Below are 17,366 nucleotides of genomic sequence, written 5' to 3'. Positions count from 1 at the left end.
CAAATACGAGGCAATGAATGGTTATCACCAAAGTAGTAGAGTTCGCACCAAAGTTTTTAAAATCTGCGGTAGCACTTACACCAAAGTCGCTAACATGTGGTGTTATCGAACACTTGTTCGGTCAGGTTTTTAAAACTAATTTGCTCGCTGGTTCATTTGATTTCCTGGCTGAGCGTTGGGTCCGCATTGAAGTGACTGATCTCGGTTTAAAGTTTTGTATCTCTGTGCAATCCAGCTCAGGCCGCATGCGTTTTAAAGTAAAATCTGAGTGCGATCAAGCAGATGTTTTCATGCGCGTCGATTGGTCTGCGTTATTGCAACTCAGTACCCAACAAGTTGACCCCGATACGTTATTTTTTCGCCGTAAGCTATTGCTAACCGGTGATACTGAGCTTGGCCTACAAGTGAAAAACCTACTCGATACGATCGAGCTTGAACAGCGTTTATCTCCTTATCTCTATCAACAGTTAGTAAAATTTGCAGCAGCCACGGCACATGCCAACGAAAAGCAAATTGCGGCATCAAAATCATTGACCGAGATCAAATAAGTAACCCTTCAGGAGTATCAATTTTCTGATCTAAATCACGTAAAATTCAGACCATCATAAAGCGGTAAGGTTTGGAGCAGAACATGACAGCGGTGACTTGGGATCAAGAACTGATCGACAAATACAATATCAATGGCCCGCGTTACACGTCGTACCCAACTGCGCTCGCGTTGCAGCCCAACTTCGCGCATGACACAGTGCGCGAGACGCTTGCCAATGCACCGCGTGAACTGAGCTTGTATTTACACCTGCCGTTTTGTCACAAGCTTTGTTATTACTGCGGTTGTAACAAAGTCATTACCCGCCATCAGCACAAAGCGGATCGTTACCTTGATCTACTTGCCGAAGAAATGGCCATGTACTCCGAGCTGATGGGTGATCGCGTTATCACCCAAATTCATCTTGGCGGTGGCACACCAACGTTTCTTACTGAAACTCAGCTAACGCGGTTACATACACTATTAAATCGCTTCTTCCTGATCAGCGCTGCTGCCGAGCTAAGCATCGAGATTGACCCACGCAGCTGTAGTGATGAAAAACTTCGCCATCTGCGCACCTTAGGTTTTAATCGTGTCAGTTATGGCGTACAAGATTTCGACGAGAAAGTGCAAATCGCAATTAATCGGGTACAAGACACCGAACTAATTAAGCACCAAGTACAACTCAGTCGCGAACTTGGCTTCAGTTCTATCAATCTGGACTTGATTTACGGCCTGCCTTATCAACAGCCAACAAGTTTTGCAGCATCAATTGATCAGGTTATTGAACTCGCACCCGACCGTGTATCGTTGTTTAGCTATGCACACTTACCGCAACGTTTCGCCGGGCAACGTAAAATACCGGATAGTTCGTTGCCATCGGCGCCGATAAAACTGGAGTTGCTACAACTCGGTATTACTCGATTCAGTGCAGCAGGTTATCAATTTATCGGTATGGATCACTTTGCCAAAGTTGACGACGAGCTGGCTATTGCGCAGCAACAAGGGCGATTGCAACGAAACTTTCAGGGCTACACAACCGCTGGCCAGGATTGTATGTTAGGTCTCGGCGCCTCATCTATCAGCCAAATCAACGGTGTGCTTTGGCAAAATAGTAAAGACTTACCTGATTACTACCGCGCGCTGGAAGCTAATCAGTTACCGGTGGTTAAAGGCTTTGTTTTGAGTGAAGATGATCGTTTACGCGCCGCATTGATTGCGCAGCTTATTTGTCATTTTGAACTGGACATCATAGGTTTTAGTGAAACTTGGGGAATCGACCATTTTTGGAACTACTTCGCGGCCGCGCAAGCTAAATTGCAACCTTTCATTGAGGATGGCTTAGTTGAGGTAGGTGGCGGTGTTATCCAAGTGACTGAACGCGGTCGTCTTTGGGTGCGCAGTATTTGTGCCTGTTTTGATGCGTACCTTGATAGCGAGGCTACTGCTCCTCGCTATTCCAAAGTCGTATAAATCACTTAGGCGAACAACTGGATAAGTTCGCCTTGTTTGTTAACTGTCACAAAGTCGGCAATGCTGCCGGCTTTTACTTTATTGACCATCAACGTTAACGGCTGATCAGCTTCGTCACTAGAGGGAGCTTGACCTGCTCGTCCCGACATACTGGCGATAAATGCGATATCCCAATCCACTCCGGTTTTTTCCGACTCAGCCAACAGGGTCGAAAAGTCGGCGACTTCTTGCGGTAATTTGTCGACACACAATACGGGGTCTAATGCTCCGCCTTGCTGCTCGGCAAACCGTGACGTTTGACTTGCGGTTGCGTCCTCGGGTAATTCTGCTTTTGCCAATACAAACAGTAACCGTTGCGGCTCTTCTTGCTGTTGTGCCGCTTGAATAAGATCGGAATAACTTTCAATAACCATAGCGTCAATCTCGTTGGGTTTATTCAACCTAAGATGATAACGCGTTTGGTCAGTATTACCCATACAACAAAAAAGGGAGCTGAGCTCCCTCTTTTGGAGTAGTTTTGCTTAACTGGCCTGACGCCATGCGCGCTGCGCTGACGCTTCAACATGCTCAGACTCAGCACGTTCATAATAACGGCGATTGTGCTCTTGTTGACGGCCTGAACTAAAGGCTGAAACACGCTTCAGGTAACCAATAACTCGAGTGCCGTAATCAATATCTGCGGAGCCACAATGAGAACAAGCGCTTAGCGTGCGTTTATCGATATGTTCGCAGGCATTGCAAATAGTTATTTTGACGTTGATACAAAAATAGTTACAACCTGTCTGCGCGGCAGTATTGAGCAATGCCAAATAACCCGACTTGTTCAGCTTTTCATCGAGGTTTAAATGCAAGGCCGAACCGCCATCAAGGTATTGAATTAACTCATCGCCATGCAACACGAACTTATCTAATGCATTCGATTGTTGGTCTTCGACCACATAGAAGTACGAGTTATAGCAATCACGAGGTACAAAGTAGCCGTCTGCTCTGTCCCACTTGGCATTTTTTACCCCGAGATTTTCCGCCGGTACAAACTCAGTATTGAACATATAGCCGTATTCAGCTTTTGCTGCCTTGTTGGCATCATAAATCACTTTCAGGCGGTCACGCACAAAAGCAATGTACTCAGGATTGTTACTCGCTTCGATGCCTTGTGATTCCGCCGCTTCAACCATGCCATTGATACCGATGGTCAAGAATTGTTTATCCAACGAGATAAATCCGGCGTCATATACAGTCAATAGGCCTGCCGCTTTGTACTCTTCCATCAATCGCCGATAGGCGACCTGGTATTGCTGGATTTTTTCAATTTCTGTGGCGAGATCACGGCCATCTTGCACCAAGCGATTCATGTTGATGGTAATGACATTGATTGAGCCCGTAGCGACGCCACCAGCACCTAAGGTATAGGAAAAGGTATTGTCGCTAATTTCGCTACGTAGTCGACAACATGAAGCTAACGAGTCGGCATTGTCTGACAAGTAGACAAAAAATGAGTTGCCATCGGCAAGTTCACCGGCCATGGATTCTGCAAAGTTCTGGTCTTTACACTTACCGTCTTCGGTCAGCATTGCCACAGTGACGACTGGGAACGTGAGAATCGTTTTTTTACGTTCGTCATTGAACCACTGCATGAAGAAATCTTGCAAACCACTGACAGATTCCCATTCAGGTTTGCTGAAATCAGGGAAAACAAACTCACCAAACATGCTATCAAAGTAAAATTTATCGTAGACCGAGATGTTCCAGAACACACTCTGGTAACCACGGGCAGCAGCCGGTTGATTCAGCGCATACACGACGTGTTGCAAATGGTTTTGAATTTGATGGCGATGGGTATTTAGATAATCATCGCCGTAGTCTTTCCGCGCAAAGTAGTCGAAGTAGGTTAAAAACTCTACGGTCGCAACGGCCCCTGCAAACTGCGAGCTGACGGCAAAAACAAAGTTCACGAAACAGCCACAGAAACTTTCAAGATGTTTAGGCGCTTGTGATTCACCGCCGAGCTTAGTCAATCCATCACGTAAAAATGGATACATGGTTACCGAGACACAGTAAGGCTTTAAGCTGGTTTCATCGTGCACATAGATTTCATGATCTTCTATTTGCCGAACATACTCTTGGGCCAGTTGATCGCCAAATAAATCGGCAATTTTGCTACTCACTTGCTTGCGATTCACTTGCACAAAGAAGTCTTTCATTAACTCAGCTTCTAAGGTTGCAATGTTCTTCTGCGTAACATTGGCGTTGGCATCCATTTTCGAGCCATCCGCAGCATTTTGTGCTTGCAGATACTCCTGGATGAAGTTCATTTTGTGGTCAATTTGTTCAGGTTGTAAGCGCAGCATTGTTGTTGTCCTTCTGTTTTAGTTCACTAATTCACATTCAAGAAAGTCGGGGCAGAACAAAGCATTCAGAACTTTCCCGGTGCGCAGGTCGTAAAACCGCTGATTTGTGGTAGCGCTGGTTAAGCCGCCACGTTCTGCCCGCCATGGGCCAGTTTTTAGATAAGTAAGACGACGCTGAATAAGCGCAGGCACTGTTTCTAGTCCGGTATAGAGGCAGGTATTTAGGTCTCGCCTCGTTGCCACATCTAATAATTCGATTAAGCTGTCTTGATGCCATTCACCACCTAAAAACAACACTGCGGTGATAAGTCCAGCGTAGCGATCAAGCTCGTCAGTAAAGTTTTTCACGGTTAACAATTCACCGCGATTAGCGGGCCAGCTATCAACACTATGGCAGCCCTTACAACCAACGGTACAACCGGTGATGGTGTAAGCCAGCGCGACCTCGCCGGGAACTTCCTGAAATACAATATCTTTTGCACTGAATCGCATCACATCGCCTATATGGTGTTTGGTTCTCATAAAAAACACTAGATGTTGTGTTTTAGCCTAGAGCAAGGAGCTAGGTTTGCGTTGATCTGGATCAACAAAATAGCGCGCTAGGTATATTTAACCCAAAAGGGCGATTTTACTGTCTTAAGCGCTAGGTAATTTACACCCAAACATCATAATAAATTATTAAAAAACAATAGGTTAAAAGTTGGCAAGCTAATTGCAACACAGCCGATGAAGACTCAATAACAAATAGGTGATGTATGGCTGGTTACAAAAAACTATGGTGGACGCTGATTGCGGTTCTTGCCATTACGTTTGGTATTTTGGGGTACTTCGGCAACGAGGTATATCGTGAGGCTCCGCCCATTCCTGCGAAATTCGTTTCAGTAGACGGAGAGACGCTGATGACGGAGGAATCTATTCTTGATGGACAAACTGCCTGGCAATCTGTGGGCGGCATGCAGCTCGGATCGATTTGGGGTCATGGTGCTTATCAAGCACCTGATTGGACCGCAGACTGGCTGCACCGTGAGCTCGTCGCCTGGCTAAACATTGCAGCAGCTGAAGTCTTCGCCGCAGAATATGAAGATTTAACTCCTGCACAGCAAAATCAATTGCAATTCGAGCTCAAGCAAGCGTATCGCACCAATACCTACAATGCGGTGACTGATCAGGTCGTGGTAGATGCCCGTCGCGTCCGGGCCATTGCGCAAACAGCCGATTATTATGTGCGGCTATTTAGTGACGATGCCGAGCTGCAGAGCACGCGCGAAAGCTACGCGATGAAAGAAAACACCCTGCCAAAACTTGAACGTCGCGAACGGATGGCGGAGTTTTTCTTCTGGACCGCGTGGGCAGCAGCAACAGAGCGACCAGACGCAGACATCACCTATACCAATAACTGGCCTCATGAGCCATTGATCGACAATACTCCTAGCCCGGAAAACATCATCTGGTCAATTGTCAGTGTTATTTTGCTCATCGCCGGTGTTGGCTTTTTAATTTGGGCTTGGGCTTTTTTGCGCCAGCACGACGAGGAGCGAGTAGAAGTTCCCAAACAGGATCCAATTAGCTTGGTAAAATTAACGCCTTCACAAAAAGCGTTAGGCAAATACCTGTTTATTGTGGTTGCTCTCTTTACCTTTCAGGTGTTACTTGGCGGTATTACCGCTCACTACACTGTAGAAGGTCAAGAGTTCTACGGCATAGAGATCTCACAGTGGTTCCCTTATAGCTTGGTTCGCACCTGGCATATACAAGCAGCGTTATTCTGGATAGCAACGGGCTTCTTAGCGGCAGGGTTATTTTTGGCCCCCATCATCAATGGTGGAAAAGACCCTAAGTATCAGAAGCTTGGTGTCGACATCTTATTCTGGGCGCTGGTTGTCGTGGTCGCTGGTACCTTTATCGGCAGCTTCCTCGCTATCGCGCAAATCATGCCTGCACATCTAAGCTTCTGGCTGGGCCATCAAGGCTATGAATACGTCGATCTTGGCCGTTTTTGGCAGATCGGTAAATTCATTGGCATCGTGTTCTGGCTGGTCCTTATGATGCGCGGAGTCATTGGTGCTTTCAAACAGAAAGGCGATAAGAATTTGCTTGCACTGTTTACTGCTTCAGTGGTTGCCATTGGTTTGTTTTACGGTGCTGGTTTCTTCTACGGCGAGCGTACCCACATCTCAATCATGGAGTACTGGCGCTGGTGGATTGTCCACTTGTGGGTTGAAGGCTTCTTTGAGGTATTTGCCACCGCAGCCCTGGCGTTTATTTTCCATAGCATGGGCTTAGTCTCGCGGCGCATGGCTACGGTTGCGGCGCTCGCTTCAGCATCACTCTTTATGCTCGGTGGTGTGCCAGGCACCTTCCACCACTTGTACTTCTCAGGCACCACCACGCCAGTTATGGCCGTAGGTGCGACCTTTAGTGCATTGGAAGTGGTTCCGCTTATCGTACTGGGCTATGAAGCTTGGGAAAACTGGAGCCTTCAGAGAAAAGCCGTATGGATGCAACGCATCAAGTGGCCGCTCATGTGTTTTGTCGCTGTAGCGTTCTGGAACATGCTCGGTGCCGGCGTACTTGGATTTATGATCAACCCACCTATCTCGCTGTACTACGTGCAAGGTCTAAACACCACGCCTACTCACGCACACGCAGCATTGTTCGGGGTTTATGGTTTCCTGGCACTGGGTTTTGTACTGCTCATCTTGCGCTACATTCGCCCGCATCTGGCGTTCAACGACAAACTGATGACCACCGCATTCTGGTGGATGAACATCGGTCTTGGCTTAATGCTATTCACCAGCTTGTTGCCGATTGGTTTCATTCAATTCTACGCAGCAGCTTCAGAAGGTCTTTGGTATGCCCGCAGCGAAGCCTTCATGCAACAACCGTTGCTCGAAGGTTTACGTTGGGTTCGTACCGTCGGTGATGTCATCTTTATTATCGGCGCGCTTGCTATTAGCTGGCAGGTCGTTTCTGGCCTGTGGGGTAAACAAGGACAAACCGCGGGGATTACCGCAGAGCAAAACTAAGGTTTCTCGTTTAGGAGGTGCATCTTCCCCAGGTGCCCTCCTTTTTTGTGGAGGTGAGCATGTCAGAAGTAACTACCGTTCAACGCAAGCCCAACACTATAGTCGCCATGCAGCAGTTGCTGGATACCATCCGTAGCAACATCCCCTTTGGTCTTAAAGAGGCCGACATGTGTCAGGGCATCTGCCGTGGCTGCTCCAAAAAAATGATGGAAATGCTCGACACTGAAGTCAGCCAATGGCAAGTCGACCTCGATAACGAAACCGCAGCTCCAACCCTTTCCGATTTAGCCTTTCTGGAAAAGCTCGCGCGCCGCACTCTCAAAGTTTTAAAACGCAACGACCTGATTACAGATGATTAATCATAGAGGAGGTAGGCTTGCTCCGTAACCGGGTTGTCAGCTGGCACTTCATTATTTACCATGCCCGGTATCCGCGCCAAAGGTTTGATCCTGAAACGGCTTTCAAAGCCAGCAACTACCTCATCTTCAGAGATCGAAAAAGGCGGCCCCTGGCGAAACCCCTGCGGGTACTCCACTGTTATCAGCAGCCCTCTACTGCCCCGCGGCAGCTTGTGTTTTAGTAACTCCACATAATCCTGTCGTAAACTCTCAGGCAATGCCACAAGCGCAGCCCGATCGTACCAACCGTCGACATCAGCAAGATCTTCAACAGCGAGGTCGAATACATCGCCCACCCAAATCAGCAGCTCATCTATAGCGTACTCTTTAAACTTGCCGCGCTGCTGAACCACTGGCTTCAGCTGGTTCTCCTGGAAGAAAGCCTGCACAGCAAGCTCGCTCAGCTCAATACCAAAAACTTTGTAGCCCTGATCGAGCAACCAGAGCATATCTCTCGACTTGCCGCATAAGGGTACTAAAACGCGTCCGTTAGGTAATGCTTTGGGAAAGTAAGCAGTTAACAAATCATGAAAAGCGTCGCGATGAAAACCAATCTGCTGGTTCTGCCAACGTTGATGCCAAAATGCGTGGTCCATAAAAAAACCTCCGTAACTAGGTACGACTGCAGCACCCATCATGTCGATAAAATACGAAATAATCGACAATAAAACTTGTCGTGTCGATGGAATCGACATACACTACAACTAATATCACAATTTGTCGAAATTTTGGGAGTATTTATACATGACGTGGCAAGCTGACCAACCCTATAACAATTTGCCTGCGTTACCACCAAAATTGGAGCTCATCGAAACGCACGATGTATTGAAAGCGTGCATCTCCGCTCGCGCTGCGCTTGCCGAATTGAAACAAGCTGGAGCGCTACTCCCTAATCAAAGCATGCTCATCAATTTGCTTCCTCTTCTCGAAGCAAAAGACAGTTCAAAAATTGAAAATATTGTCACCACTACGGATCAGCTATTTCGATATGCACAACAAGACAGTGGCGCTGATCAAGCAACCAAAGAAGCACTCCGTTATCGAACGGCGCTCTATCAAGGTTTCATGCAGCTAGAGAGCAAACCTCTATGTACGACAACCGCCATTGAAGTGTGTAGTACATTGAAGAATACTGCGATGGAATTACGGAAGCTACCTGGCACCATTATTGGTAATCAAACAACGAATGAGGTGATTTATACACCACCGGTAGGCGAACAGGCTATTCGCGATTTACTCAGTAACTGGGAACAGTTTCTACATGATAACGATACTATCGATCCGCTGATAAAAATGGCGGTGAGCCACTACCAGTTTGAAGCAATTCATCCCTTCTATGATGGTAATGGACGTACTGGCAGAATCCTAAATGTCCTCTATTTGATTGAGCAAAAGCTTTTAACACTGCCGATATTGTACCTTAGCCGTTACATTGTGGCGCACAAGCAAGATTACTACCGATTACTGAACCAAGTGACTCAGAAGCAAAACTGGGAAGACTGGCTGGTATTCATGTTGCGCGGTGTTGAGCAAACGTCGCTATGGACTTGTGAGAAGATCGCCGCTGTTCGATCGTTAATGGAGCAGACTGCTAACACTATTCGCGAACAATTACCGAAAATATACAGTTATGAGCTTGTCCAAATCGTTTTTGAGCAACCGTACTGTCGAATTAGTAACCTGGTTGAACGCGATATTGCCAAGCGTCAAACCGCTTCTGTTTACCTTAAACAGCTCGTTGAAATTGGCATATTAGAAGAAGTAACTTCAGGCAAGGAAAAGCTATTTGTAAATCCTCGCCTGATGAGACTCATGACATCAGCTTAAACGATTTACCACCAAACCACCGACCAGTTAGTCCACTGATCGGTGTTCTTCATGAGCGGAGCGTACAACCAAGAGTCAGTAATCCACCGTTACTGTAGCAACGGAGAATCCGACACGGCGAAGTCGAAGCCTTTGATCTCGGCATCCTGAATCAAGGTATGGATGTACTGTGCGACAGCTTTGCGTTCTACTTTTTCGTTCAGGTAGGCAGCAATTTTGTCTTTCACAGCATCAAATGGCAATTGTTTGCCTTCGATTTTGCGATCGATCCAAACCACATGCAAACCATAACGCGTCTCTACCGGATGCGGCATTAAGCCAACCTCGGCGGTAAAGACCTGACGTTCAAATTCTGCCACAGTTTGACCACGGCTAATCTGGCCAAGACTACCTGCCGTTGCACTTGAAGGACATGCTGAATGCTTTTGTGCCAGACGGCCAAAGTCATCGCCTTCATGCAACTGCTTGATGATTTGCTCGGCCATCATTTTGCCGTTCACCCGATCCAATTCGTCCTCGGGTGCGGCGGCAAGTAAAATGTGCCGTACTTCCAACAATGGAGAGGTAGTAAAACGCTCCGGGTTCTGTTGGTAGTAAGTCGCACAAGCGGTTTCATCTGCTTCAGGGATAGCCACTTCTCGTTCAATCAGGGCCGCTAGAAAATCATCATCACTGGCGTCATTCATTTCGTCCTTAACGTGCAGCCCAAGCTCGGCTGCACGCTGGCGGAATAACTCGCCGATCACCAACGACTCGGCGGCTTTTAGCATCGCTGCTTGCTGACTATCCGCGGGGTGGTACTGCATTTCCGCGAGAATCGCTTTTTCGTCGATGGCAACTTCATTCACGTGAATCATAGATTCCTCCTTAGCGCGACGCTTTCTGGCGCACAACCTGATGCTGACGGCGCAGATACTGCATCGGCACACTGAGCATGTGCACCAGGCGGGTGAATGGGAACAGCAGGAAGATCGTCAAGCCAAGTGTAATGTGGAGCTTAAAGATCCAGTGTACATCGATCATTGCTGCCGTTGCTGTAGTTGGGTCGAACGTCAAGGTGTTCTGCGCCCAACTCATCAATAACACCATCGTTGAGCCATCCAGATGGTCCAACGAAATAAGAATAGACAGTAAACCCAAAATTAATTGTGCATAAAGTAACAGCAAGATCACGATATCCATGCTACTGCTGTTGGCGCGGATCCGAGGATTCTTCAACCGACGCACGATTAAGATCGTCAGACCGTAAAAACAAATCACGCCCGCCACACCACCGGCTACGATAGCGATGATTTGCTTGGCAGAGGTGCTAATGCCCAATACATGCCAGACTTCTGACGGCGTCAACAAACCGACAAAGTGGCCGGCGAAAATCGCTAAAATACCGATATGGAAAGCGATGCTACCGCGGCGTAATTGCTTTTTCTCAAGCAACTGACTGGAGCTGGTTTTCCAGGTGAATTGCTCGCGGTCATAGCGGATCCAAGTACCGATCCCCATTACCGCTAACGCTATGTAAGGGTAGATACCAAAGAAAAACGTATTTAAATAATTCATGGTCATGCTCCTTAGGCATCCGCAGCGTTTTTCACGTTACTTAATTGGTCAAGATTCAGCGGAATATACTGATCGCGTCGCTGACCTTCGCCCGGGCGGTTTTGTGCAGTCGGGCAAGTGCTGGTCGCATCATTTCCGGTGAAGGTCACCATTTCTTCTTCCCAAACCTTATCCAGTTCCTTGGGGGTGTCATCGCGTTTTTCATTTTCAACCTGGGCACGTACATCACTCAGGTCGACCTGTACTTGCGACAATTCCAGCAAGCTTCTGAACAGCTCGGCGTAATCACTCTCACGTTGTTCCAGGCGCACTGCCAGAACCGCAAGGATATGACCCACTTCAGCCAAACCTTCACGGGCATTGTCGTCGCCCTGGGTAGCAAGAAACTCCAGATACAATGGGATGTAGTCAGGCAGTTCTTTCACGCCAATATCTAAGCCTGCCTGTTGATATTGCTGCATTAAATCGACCATTGCCTGGCCACGATCACGGGATTCACCATGAACGTGTTCAAACAACAGTAGTGACAGCGCCCGACCACGCTCGAACAAGCTATCGTATTCTGATTGCCAGTCCATGACGTCGCCGCTGGTACGGCGCACAATAAAGTCTTCCAACGCTTGTTGTTGGCTGCTGCTCAGTGCCGAGCTACGTACCGTGGCACGTAACTCGGGAACTACTTCGAGCAGCTCTACTTTCGGGTAGTCCAGTAGTAACGAAATTACTTGTAAAACTTGCATCAGATTACTCCTTCACCGTGACCGGAATGACCTGGCGCACGCTTTGCTTCTTCGCCCCAAACAGGTTCACGTCGTTGTTGCCGTCACTACAACCATTACCGAAAGTGAAGCCGCAGCTACCTTTCAGGTCGTAAGCATTTTCAGCATAGGCACGATGACTGGTTGGAATCACAAACCGATCTTCGTAATTGGCCAACGCCATATAACGGTACATTTCTTCAACTTGATGTTGGGTCAAACCGACCTGCTTGAGTACGTCAAGATCTTCGACACCATCAACGTGCTGGCTGCGTTTGTAAGCACGCATCGCAATCATGCGTTCCAGCGCCCGGACAATCGGGAATTCGTCGCCGGCGGTGAGCATGTTTGCCAGATAACGTAATGGAATACGCAGCGATTTCAGGTCTGGAATCTCACCGTTCATACCGACATGACCTGCCTCAACCGCGCTTTGAATTGGTGACAGTGGTGGCACATACCAAACCATCGGCAGGGTGCGGTATTCGGGATGCAGTGGTAACGCAACTTTCCATTGCATTGCCATCATATAAACTGGTGAGCGTTGTGCCGCCTGAATCCAGTTATCAGCGATGCCTTCTTTGCGCGCTGCCGCCTGCACTTCCGGATCATGCGGGTCCAGGAAGATATCAAGCTGTGCCTGGTAAAGATCTTGCTCGTTCGGGGTATTAGCTGCTTCTTCGATGCGGTCAGCATCATAAAGCAGTACGCCCAGATAACGGATACGTCCTACACAGGTCTCGGAACAGGTGGTCGGTTGCCCAGCTTCAATACGCGGGTAACAGAACGTACATTTTTCTGATTTACCGGTTTTCCAGTTGTAGTAAATCTTCTTGTACGGACAGCCAGAAACACACATGCGCCAGCCGCGACATTTGTCCTGATCGATGAGCACGATGCCGTCTTCTTCGCGCTTATAAATTGCACCTGACGGGCAAGCAGCAACACAAGCCGGGTTCAGACAGTGCTCGCACAACCGCGGCAAATACATCATGAAGGTCTTTTCAAACTGACCGTAGATATCTTTTTGCACGACTTCGTCGAAGTTTTTGTCTTTCTTCCGTTTGGCGAATTCCGTACCAAGAATTTCTTCCCAGTTCGGCCCCCACTCGATTTTCTCCATGCGCTGACCGCTGATCAGTGAACGTGGCCGGGCAATCGGCTGATGCTTGGTGTCTTTCGCCGTGTGCAGGTGTTGGTAATCAAAATCAAACGGCTCGTAGTAGTCGTCGATTTCAGGCAAATCCGGGTTGGCGAAAATATTCGCCAACACGCGGCGCTTGGCACCAATTTTTAGTTCCAGTTTGCCTTTCTTATTGCGCACCCAGCCGCCATTCCACTTGTCCTGGTTTTCCCACTCTTTCGGGAAGCCGATACCGGGTTTGGTTTCAACGTTGTTGAACCATGCGTACTCCACGCCTTCGCGTGAGGTCCAGACATTTTTACAAGTGATGGAGCAGGTATGACAGCCAATACACTTGTCCAAATTCAGCACCATGCCAATTTGAGCTCTTACTTTCATCGTATTGTCCTCACTCCAACGTTATTCAGTATCCAGCCAGTCGACTTTATCCATCTTGCGGATAACCACGAATTCATCGCGGTTGCAGCCAACTGTGCCGTAATAGTTAAAGCCATAGGCTTGTTGAGCGTAACCACCAATCATGTGGGTCGGCTTCATCACCGCCCGTGTGACTGAGTTGTGGATACCACCGCGTGTACCGGTCAGTTCAGAGCCTGGGATATTTACCAGACGCTCCTGCGCGTGATACATCATGCTCATGCCTTCCGGAACCCGCTGAGATACCACGGCCCGCGCACTGATCGAACCGTTGACGTTGAAGATTTCAATCCAGTCGTTATCTTCAATTCCGGCCGCCTTAGCGTCGATTTCACTCATCCAGACAATTGGACCGCCGCGTGACAAGGTCAGCATCAGCAGGTTTTCTGAGTAGGTGCTGTGAATACCCCACTTCTGGTGCGGAGTAATCCAGTTCAGCACGATCTCTTTGTTGCCGTTCTGGTTTTTGTTCAGCACCGGCTGCACGGTCTTCAGGTTAATCGGTGGCTTATAGGCACATAAGGTTTCACCGAAATCACGCATCCATTCGTGGTCCATATAAAACTGTTGTCGCCCGGTAATCGTCCGCCATGGAATCAGCTCATGTACGTTGGTGTAACCCGCGTTGTAGGAGACGTGCTCATCTTCCAGACCAGACCAGGTCGGTGACGAGATAATCTTCCGTGGTTGTGCGACGATATCGCGAAAGCGAATCTTTTCGTCTTCTTTCGGCTTCGCCAGATGGGTGTGATCACGCCCGGTCTGCTCGCCCAATGCCGCCCATGCCTTCACCGCCACATGACCGTTGGTTTCTGGTGCCAGCGACAGGATGACTTCACAGGCATCGATGGCACTGTCAATAATCGGCCGACCTTTGTTAGCGCCTTCCTCATGATGAACGCGGTTCAGTTTGCCGAGGAAATCGACTTCCTCTTTAGTATCCCAATTGATCCCCTTGCCGCCGTTGCCTAACTTCTCCAGTGCTGGCCCAAGCGAGGTGAAGCGGTGGTAGGTATTCGGATAATCGCGTTCAACCACGGTAATATTTGGCATAGTGACACCAGGAATGGCTTCACACTCACCTTTCCACCAGGCTTTGACGCCGTAAGGTTGCGCCATTTCGCCAGCGGAGTCGTGCATGATCGGCGTGGTGACCACATCTTGCTCAACCCCCAGATGCCCCTGACAGACCTTGGAGAACTCTTTTGCAATACCTTTAAAGATTTCCCAGTCACTGCGTGCTTCCCAGACGGGATCTACAGCTGCAGTCAGTGGGTGAATAAACGGGTGCATGTCAGACGTATTCATATCGTCTTTTTCATACCAGGTTGCAGTTGGTAACACAATGTCTGAGTACAGGCAGGTGGTCGACATACGGAAATCGAGCGTTACCCACAGATCAACCTTGCCTTCAGCGCCATCATCAACCCACTCGACGTCTTCAGGTTTTTTACCACCCATTTCACCGAGGTTTTCACCAAAGGTTTTGTGGGTTGTACCCAGGAAGTGCTTGAGCATGTACTCATGACCTTTACCTGATGAGCCCAATAGATTCGAACGCCAAATAAACATGTTCCGCGGGAAGTTCTTTGGGTCATCCGGCTGGGTACAGGCGAAGGGGATATCTCCGCTTTTCAGTTGTTCAACCAAATAGTCTTTTACTTCTTTACCAGCTGCTTTTGCTTTCTCGGCGACGCTCAGCGGGTTAATGCCCAACTGCGGCGCAGACGGCAACCAACCCATGCGCTCAGCGCGGGTGTTGTAGTCGATAATCGAACTTTGCCATTTGTTTTTATCTGCCAGTGGCGATACCACTTCGCTCATATCCAGTTTTTCATAACGCCATTGACTGGAATGGTTATAGAAGAACGAAGTACCATTCATCTGACGTGGTGGACGCTGCCAATCCAAACCGAATGCCAGCGGTTGCCAGCCCGTTTGTGGACGTAGTTTTTCTTGTCCAACATAGTGCGCCCAACCGCCGCCGCTTTGCCCGATACAGCCACACATCATTAGCATGTTGATCAAGCCGCGGTAACTCATGTCCATGTGGTACCAGTGATTGATAGCCGCACCGACGATAATCATCGAACGACCTTTGGTTTTGTCCGCATTGCGGCCAAACTCAGTCGCGATACGAATAACGTCAGCGGGTTTAACACCGGTGATTTGCTCTTGCCATGCAGGTGTATAAGGGACGTCGTCATCGTAACTTTGTGCGCGGTTTTCGTCATTCATGCCATTGTCGACACCATACTGTGCCAGCATCAAATCAAACACGGTCGCAACCAGTGCGGTTTCACCATTGGCAAGCTCGATGCGCTTGGCCGGGATTTTACGAATTTGTACTTCATCATGGTGAGTGTGCTGGAAGTATTCGTACTCGTGTGGTGCAGAGCCAAAGTATGGGAAGCCAACTTCGACGATTTCGTCATGGCTCTCTTTCAGCGTTAATGCCAGCTTCAGATCGCCTTTTGCATCTTTCTGCTCAAGGTTCCATTTACCTTTCTGGCCCCAGCGATAACCAATAGCACCATTCGGGCTGGTTAAGCGCTGATCTTCTTCATTGAAAGCGATGGTTTTCCAGTCTGGGTTATTGTCTTCGCCCAGATTGTCTACCAAATCCGCAGCACGCAGGAAGCGGCCCTGATTGAGGACTTTCTCGCCAGGTTCGAGCATGACTAACATAGGCATGTCGGTGTAGCGACGCACGTAGTCGTTGAAGTAGCTACTTGGTTTGTTGATATAAAACTCAGTCAGAATGACGTGGCCGAACGCCATCGCTAACGCCGAATCAGTACCCTGACGCGGTGACAGCCACGTGTCGCCAAACTTAGAGGCTTCTGAATAATCCGAGGTAATAACACAGGTTTTGGTACCTTTGTACCGGACTTCAGTCAGGAAGTGTGCATCTGGTGTACGGGTTTGCGGAACGTTAGAACCCCAAACGATAATGTAATTGGAGTTATACCAGTCGGCCGATTCTGGCACGTCAGTTTGCTCACCCCAAACCTGTGGTGAAGCTGGAGGTAAATCACAGTACCAATCGTAGAAACTTAAACAGTTACCACCGATCAGCGATAAATAACGCGACCCTGCAGCATAAGAAACCATAGACATCGCCGGGATTGGCGAGAAGCCGTTAATACGGTCAGGGCCATAGGTTTTCGCTGTGTAGACGTTACTTGCAGCGATTAACTCGTTGACTTCATCCCAGCTGGCGCGGACAAAGCCGCCTAAACCACGGCGCTCTTTATAGCTTTTCGCTTTAACTGGGTCGCTAACGATAGATTCCCAGGCTTCAACTGGATCGCTATGCTGTTCTTTAGCTTCACGCCAAAGTTTCATCAGTTGCTGGCGCATCTTTGGATATTTTAAGCGGTTCGCACTGTAGATATACCAAGAATAGCTTGCTCCGCGTGGACAACCGCGTGGTTCGTGATTCGGCAAATCTGGGCGGGTACGCGGATAGTCTGTTTGCTGGGTTTCCCAGGTTACCAGTCCGTCTTTAACATAAATTTTCCAGCTACATGAGCCAGTACAGTTCACCCCATGGGTTGAACGAACAACTTTGTCGTGCTGCCAACGCTGGCGATAGCCGCTTTCCCATGAACGATCTTGATCTGTGGTAACCCCATGCCCATCTGCAAAGGGTTCCTTACGCGTTTTAAAGAAACGCAATTTTTCGAGTAGGTGACTCATCCTCAAACTCCTGGTCGATGTCGAACGCGCTAAGTGTGGCGAAGTACTGAAGCGTTTGCCATAGGTCGACCGCGGGTGAGAGCAAGGAGGAAGAGGCTTTTTTACTACCAAATAGGTAGAATAAAATATCGTTAACTTTATGATTTTATTGTACTTAGCGTTTGTTTGGTTTTTTATTGCGATGGGTTGA

14 protein-coding genes are annotated in these 17,366 nt (G+C 48.4%); 5 read left to right on the top strand and 9 right to left on the bottom strand.

The window, feature by feature from the left end:
• Positions 1-17 precede the first annotated feature (17 nt).
• Together ubiT and hemN are read left to right on the top strand one after the other, a co-directional pair.
• Positions 18-548 (top strand): ubiquinone anaerobic biosynthesis accessory factor UbiT, encoded by a 531-nt coding sequence (ubiT, locus tag ACQ5ES_RS10660; protein ID WP_445016662.1) that lies wholly within the window; start codon positions 18-20, stop codon positions 546-548.
• Between the two features lie 83 nt (positions 549-631).
• Complete coding sequence (gene hemN, locus ACQ5ES_RS10655; RefSeq protein WP_445016660.1) at positions 632-1,999, top strand: oxygen-independent coproporphyrinogen III oxidase; 1,368 nt, start codon at positions 632-634, stop codon at positions 1,997-1,999.
• A 5-nt stretch (positions 2,000-2,004) separates the two neighbouring features.
• Here hemN and ACQ5ES_RS10650 read toward each other — a convergent pair whose 3' ends face one another.
• The 3 genes from ACQ5ES_RS10650 to nrdG form a co-directional block, all read right to left on the bottom strand.
• Positions 2,005-2,412, bottom strand: coding sequence for a ribonucleotide reductase subunit alpha (locus tag ACQ5ES_RS10650; protein WP_445016658.1), 408 nt, complete (start codon positions 2,410-2,412; stop codon positions 2,005-2,007).
• Between the two features lie 108 nt (positions 2,413-2,520).
• On the bottom strand, positions 2,521-4,347 hold the full coding sequence (gene nrdD, locus ACQ5ES_RS10645; RefSeq protein ID WP_445016656.1) for an anaerobic ribonucleoside-triphosphate reductase: 1,827 nt from the start codon (positions 4,345-4,347) through the stop codon (positions 2,521-2,523).
• 18 nt (positions 4,348-4,365) lie between these two features.
• Positions 4,366-4,869, bottom strand: a complete 504-nt coding sequence (gene nrdG, locus ACQ5ES_RS10640; protein ID WP_445016654.1) for an anaerobic ribonucleoside-triphosphate reductase activating protein — start codon at positions 4,867-4,869, stop codon at positions 4,366-4,368.
• A gap of 233 nt (positions 4,870-5,102) precedes the next feature.
• On the opposite strand from nrdG, the gene ACQ5ES_RS10635 reads away from it, so the two are divergent.
• Together ACQ5ES_RS10635 and ACQ5ES_RS10630 are read left to right on the top strand one after the other, a co-directional pair.
• Entirely contained in the window at positions 5,103-7,373 is a 2,271-nt protein-coding gene (locus ACQ5ES_RS10635) for a nitric-oxide reductase large subunit (protein WP_445016652.1), read from the top strand.
• 59 nt (positions 7,374-7,432) lie between these two features.
• Positions 7,433-7,732 (top strand): hypothetical protein, encoded by a 300-nt coding sequence (locus tag ACQ5ES_RS10630; RefSeq protein WP_445016650.1) that lies wholly within the window; start codon positions 7,433-7,435, stop codon positions 7,730-7,732.
• Here the strand turns inward: ACQ5ES_RS10630 and ACQ5ES_RS10625 are convergent.
• The gene (locus ACQ5ES_RS10625) at positions 7,729-8,466 is read right to left on the bottom strand and encodes a thiopurine S-methyltransferase (protein WP_445016648.1); all 738 of its coding nucleotides are present in this window, start codon (positions 8,464-8,466) and stop codon (positions 7,729-7,731) included. The genes ACQ5ES_RS10630 and ACQ5ES_RS10625 overlap by 4 nt on opposite strands.
• 49 nt (positions 8,467-8,515) lie before the next feature.
• On the opposite strand from ACQ5ES_RS10625, the gene fic reads away from it, so the two are divergent.
• Positions 8,516-9,598 carry a protein adenylyltransferase Fic gene (gene fic, locus ACQ5ES_RS10620; RefSeq protein ID WP_445016646.1) on the top strand — a complete coding sequence of 361 codons (1,083 nt, stop codon included), beginning with the start codon at positions 8,516-8,518 and terminating at the stop codon, positions 9,596-9,598.
• Between the two features lie 89 nt (positions 9,599-9,687).
• Here the strand turns inward: fic and ACQ5ES_RS10615 are convergent, their stop codons facing one another.
• Genes ACQ5ES_RS10615 through ACQ5ES_RS10595 form a run of 5 tightly spaced genes read right to left on the bottom strand, consistent with a single transcriptional unit; the run spans position 9,688 to position 17,176 of the window.
• Positions 9,688-10,455: a peptidylprolyl isomerase gene (locus tag ACQ5ES_RS10615; protein WP_445016644.1), complete on the bottom strand. Its 768-nt coding sequence runs from the start codon at positions 10,453-10,455 to the stop codon at positions 9,688-9,690.
• Between the two features lie 10 nt (positions 10,456-10,465).
• Complete coding sequence (gene narI, locus ACQ5ES_RS10610; protein ID WP_445016642.1) at positions 10,466-11,155, bottom strand: respiratory nitrate reductase subunit gamma; 690 nt, start codon at positions 11,153-11,155, stop codon at positions 10,466-10,468.
• Between the two features lie 11 nt (positions 11,156-11,166).
• Positions 11,167-11,895: a nitrate reductase molybdenum cofactor assembly chaperone gene (gene narJ, locus ACQ5ES_RS10605; protein WP_445016640.1), complete on the bottom strand. Its 729-nt coding sequence runs from the start codon at positions 11,893-11,895 to the stop codon at positions 11,167-11,169.
• Positions 11,896-11,899: 4 nt separating this feature from the next.
• Positions 11,900-13,435 carry a nitrate reductase subunit beta gene (gene narH / locus ACQ5ES_RS10600; RefSeq protein WP_445016638.1) on the bottom strand — a complete coding sequence of 512 codons (1,536 nt, stop codon included), beginning with the start codon at positions 13,433-13,435 and terminating at the stop codon, positions 11,900-11,902.
• A 21-nt stretch (positions 13,436-13,456) separates the two neighbouring features.
• Positions 13,457-17,176 carry a nitrate reductase subunit alpha gene (locus tag ACQ5ES_RS10595; RefSeq protein ID WP_445016636.1) on the bottom strand — a complete coding sequence of 1,240 codons (3,720 nt, stop codon included), beginning with the start codon at positions 17,174-17,176 and terminating at the stop codon, positions 13,457-13,459.
• Positions 17,177-17,366: the final 190 nt, after the last annotated feature.

The organism is Pseudidiomarina xizangensis (assembly GCF_052541995.1).
Note: the sequence above shows the minus strand (reverse complement) of the source record. Positions and strands in the feature narration are given on the sequence as shown.

Excerpts from the sequence above, each read along its gene's own strand:
- fic (WP_445016646.1), top strand. The coding sequence starts at position 8,516 with ATGACGTGGCAAGCTGACCAACCCTATAACAATTTGCCTGCGTTACCA.
- narI (WP_445016642.1), bottom strand. The coding sequence starts at position 11,155 with ATGAATTATTTAAATACGTTTTTCTTTGGTATCTACCCTTACATAGCG.
- nrdD (WP_445016656.1), bottom strand. The coding sequence starts at position 4,347 with ATGCTGCGCTTACAACCTGAACAAATTGACCACAAAATGAACTTCATC.
- ACQ5ES_RS10625 (WP_445016648.1), bottom strand. The coding sequence starts at position 8,466 with ATGTCGATTCCATCGACACGACAAGTTTTATTGTCGATTATTTCGTAT.
- ubiT (WP_445016662.1), top strand. The coding sequence starts at position 18 with ATGGTTATCACCAAAGTAGTAGAGTTCGCACCAAAGTTTTTAAAATCT.
- hemN (WP_445016660.1), top strand. The coding sequence starts at position 632 with ATGACAGCGGTGACTTGGGATCAAGAACTGATCGACAAATACAATATC.
- narJ (WP_445016640.1), bottom strand. The coding sequence starts at position 11,895 with ATGCAAGTTTTACAAGTAATTTCGTTACTACTGGACTACCCGAAAGTA.
- ACQ5ES_RS10595 (WP_445016636.1), bottom strand. The coding sequence starts at position 17,176 with ATGAGTCACCTACTCGAAAAATTGCGTTTCTTTAAAACGCGTAAGGAA.
- nrdG (WP_445016654.1), bottom strand. The coding sequence starts at position 4,869 with ATGAGAACCAAACACCATATAGGCGATGTGATGCGATTCAGTGCAAAA.
- ACQ5ES_RS10650 (WP_445016658.1), bottom strand. The coding sequence starts at position 2,412 with ATGGTTATTGAAAGTTATTCCGATCTTATTCAAGCGGCACAACAGCAA.
- ACQ5ES_RS10630 (WP_445016650.1), top strand. The coding sequence starts at position 7,433 with ATGTCAGAAGTAACTACCGTTCAACGCAAGCCCAACACTATAGTCGCC.
- ACQ5ES_RS10635 (WP_445016652.1), top strand. The coding sequence starts at position 5,103 with ATGGCTGGTTACAAAAAACTATGGTGGACGCTGATTGCGGTTCTTGCC.
- ACQ5ES_RS10615 (WP_445016644.1), bottom strand. The coding sequence starts at position 10,455 with ATGATTCACGTGAATGAAGTTGCCATCGACGAAAAAGCGATTCTCGCG.
- narH (WP_445016638.1), bottom strand. The coding sequence starts at position 13,435 with ATGAAAGTAAGAGCTCAAATTGGCATGGTGCTGAATTTGGACAAGTGT.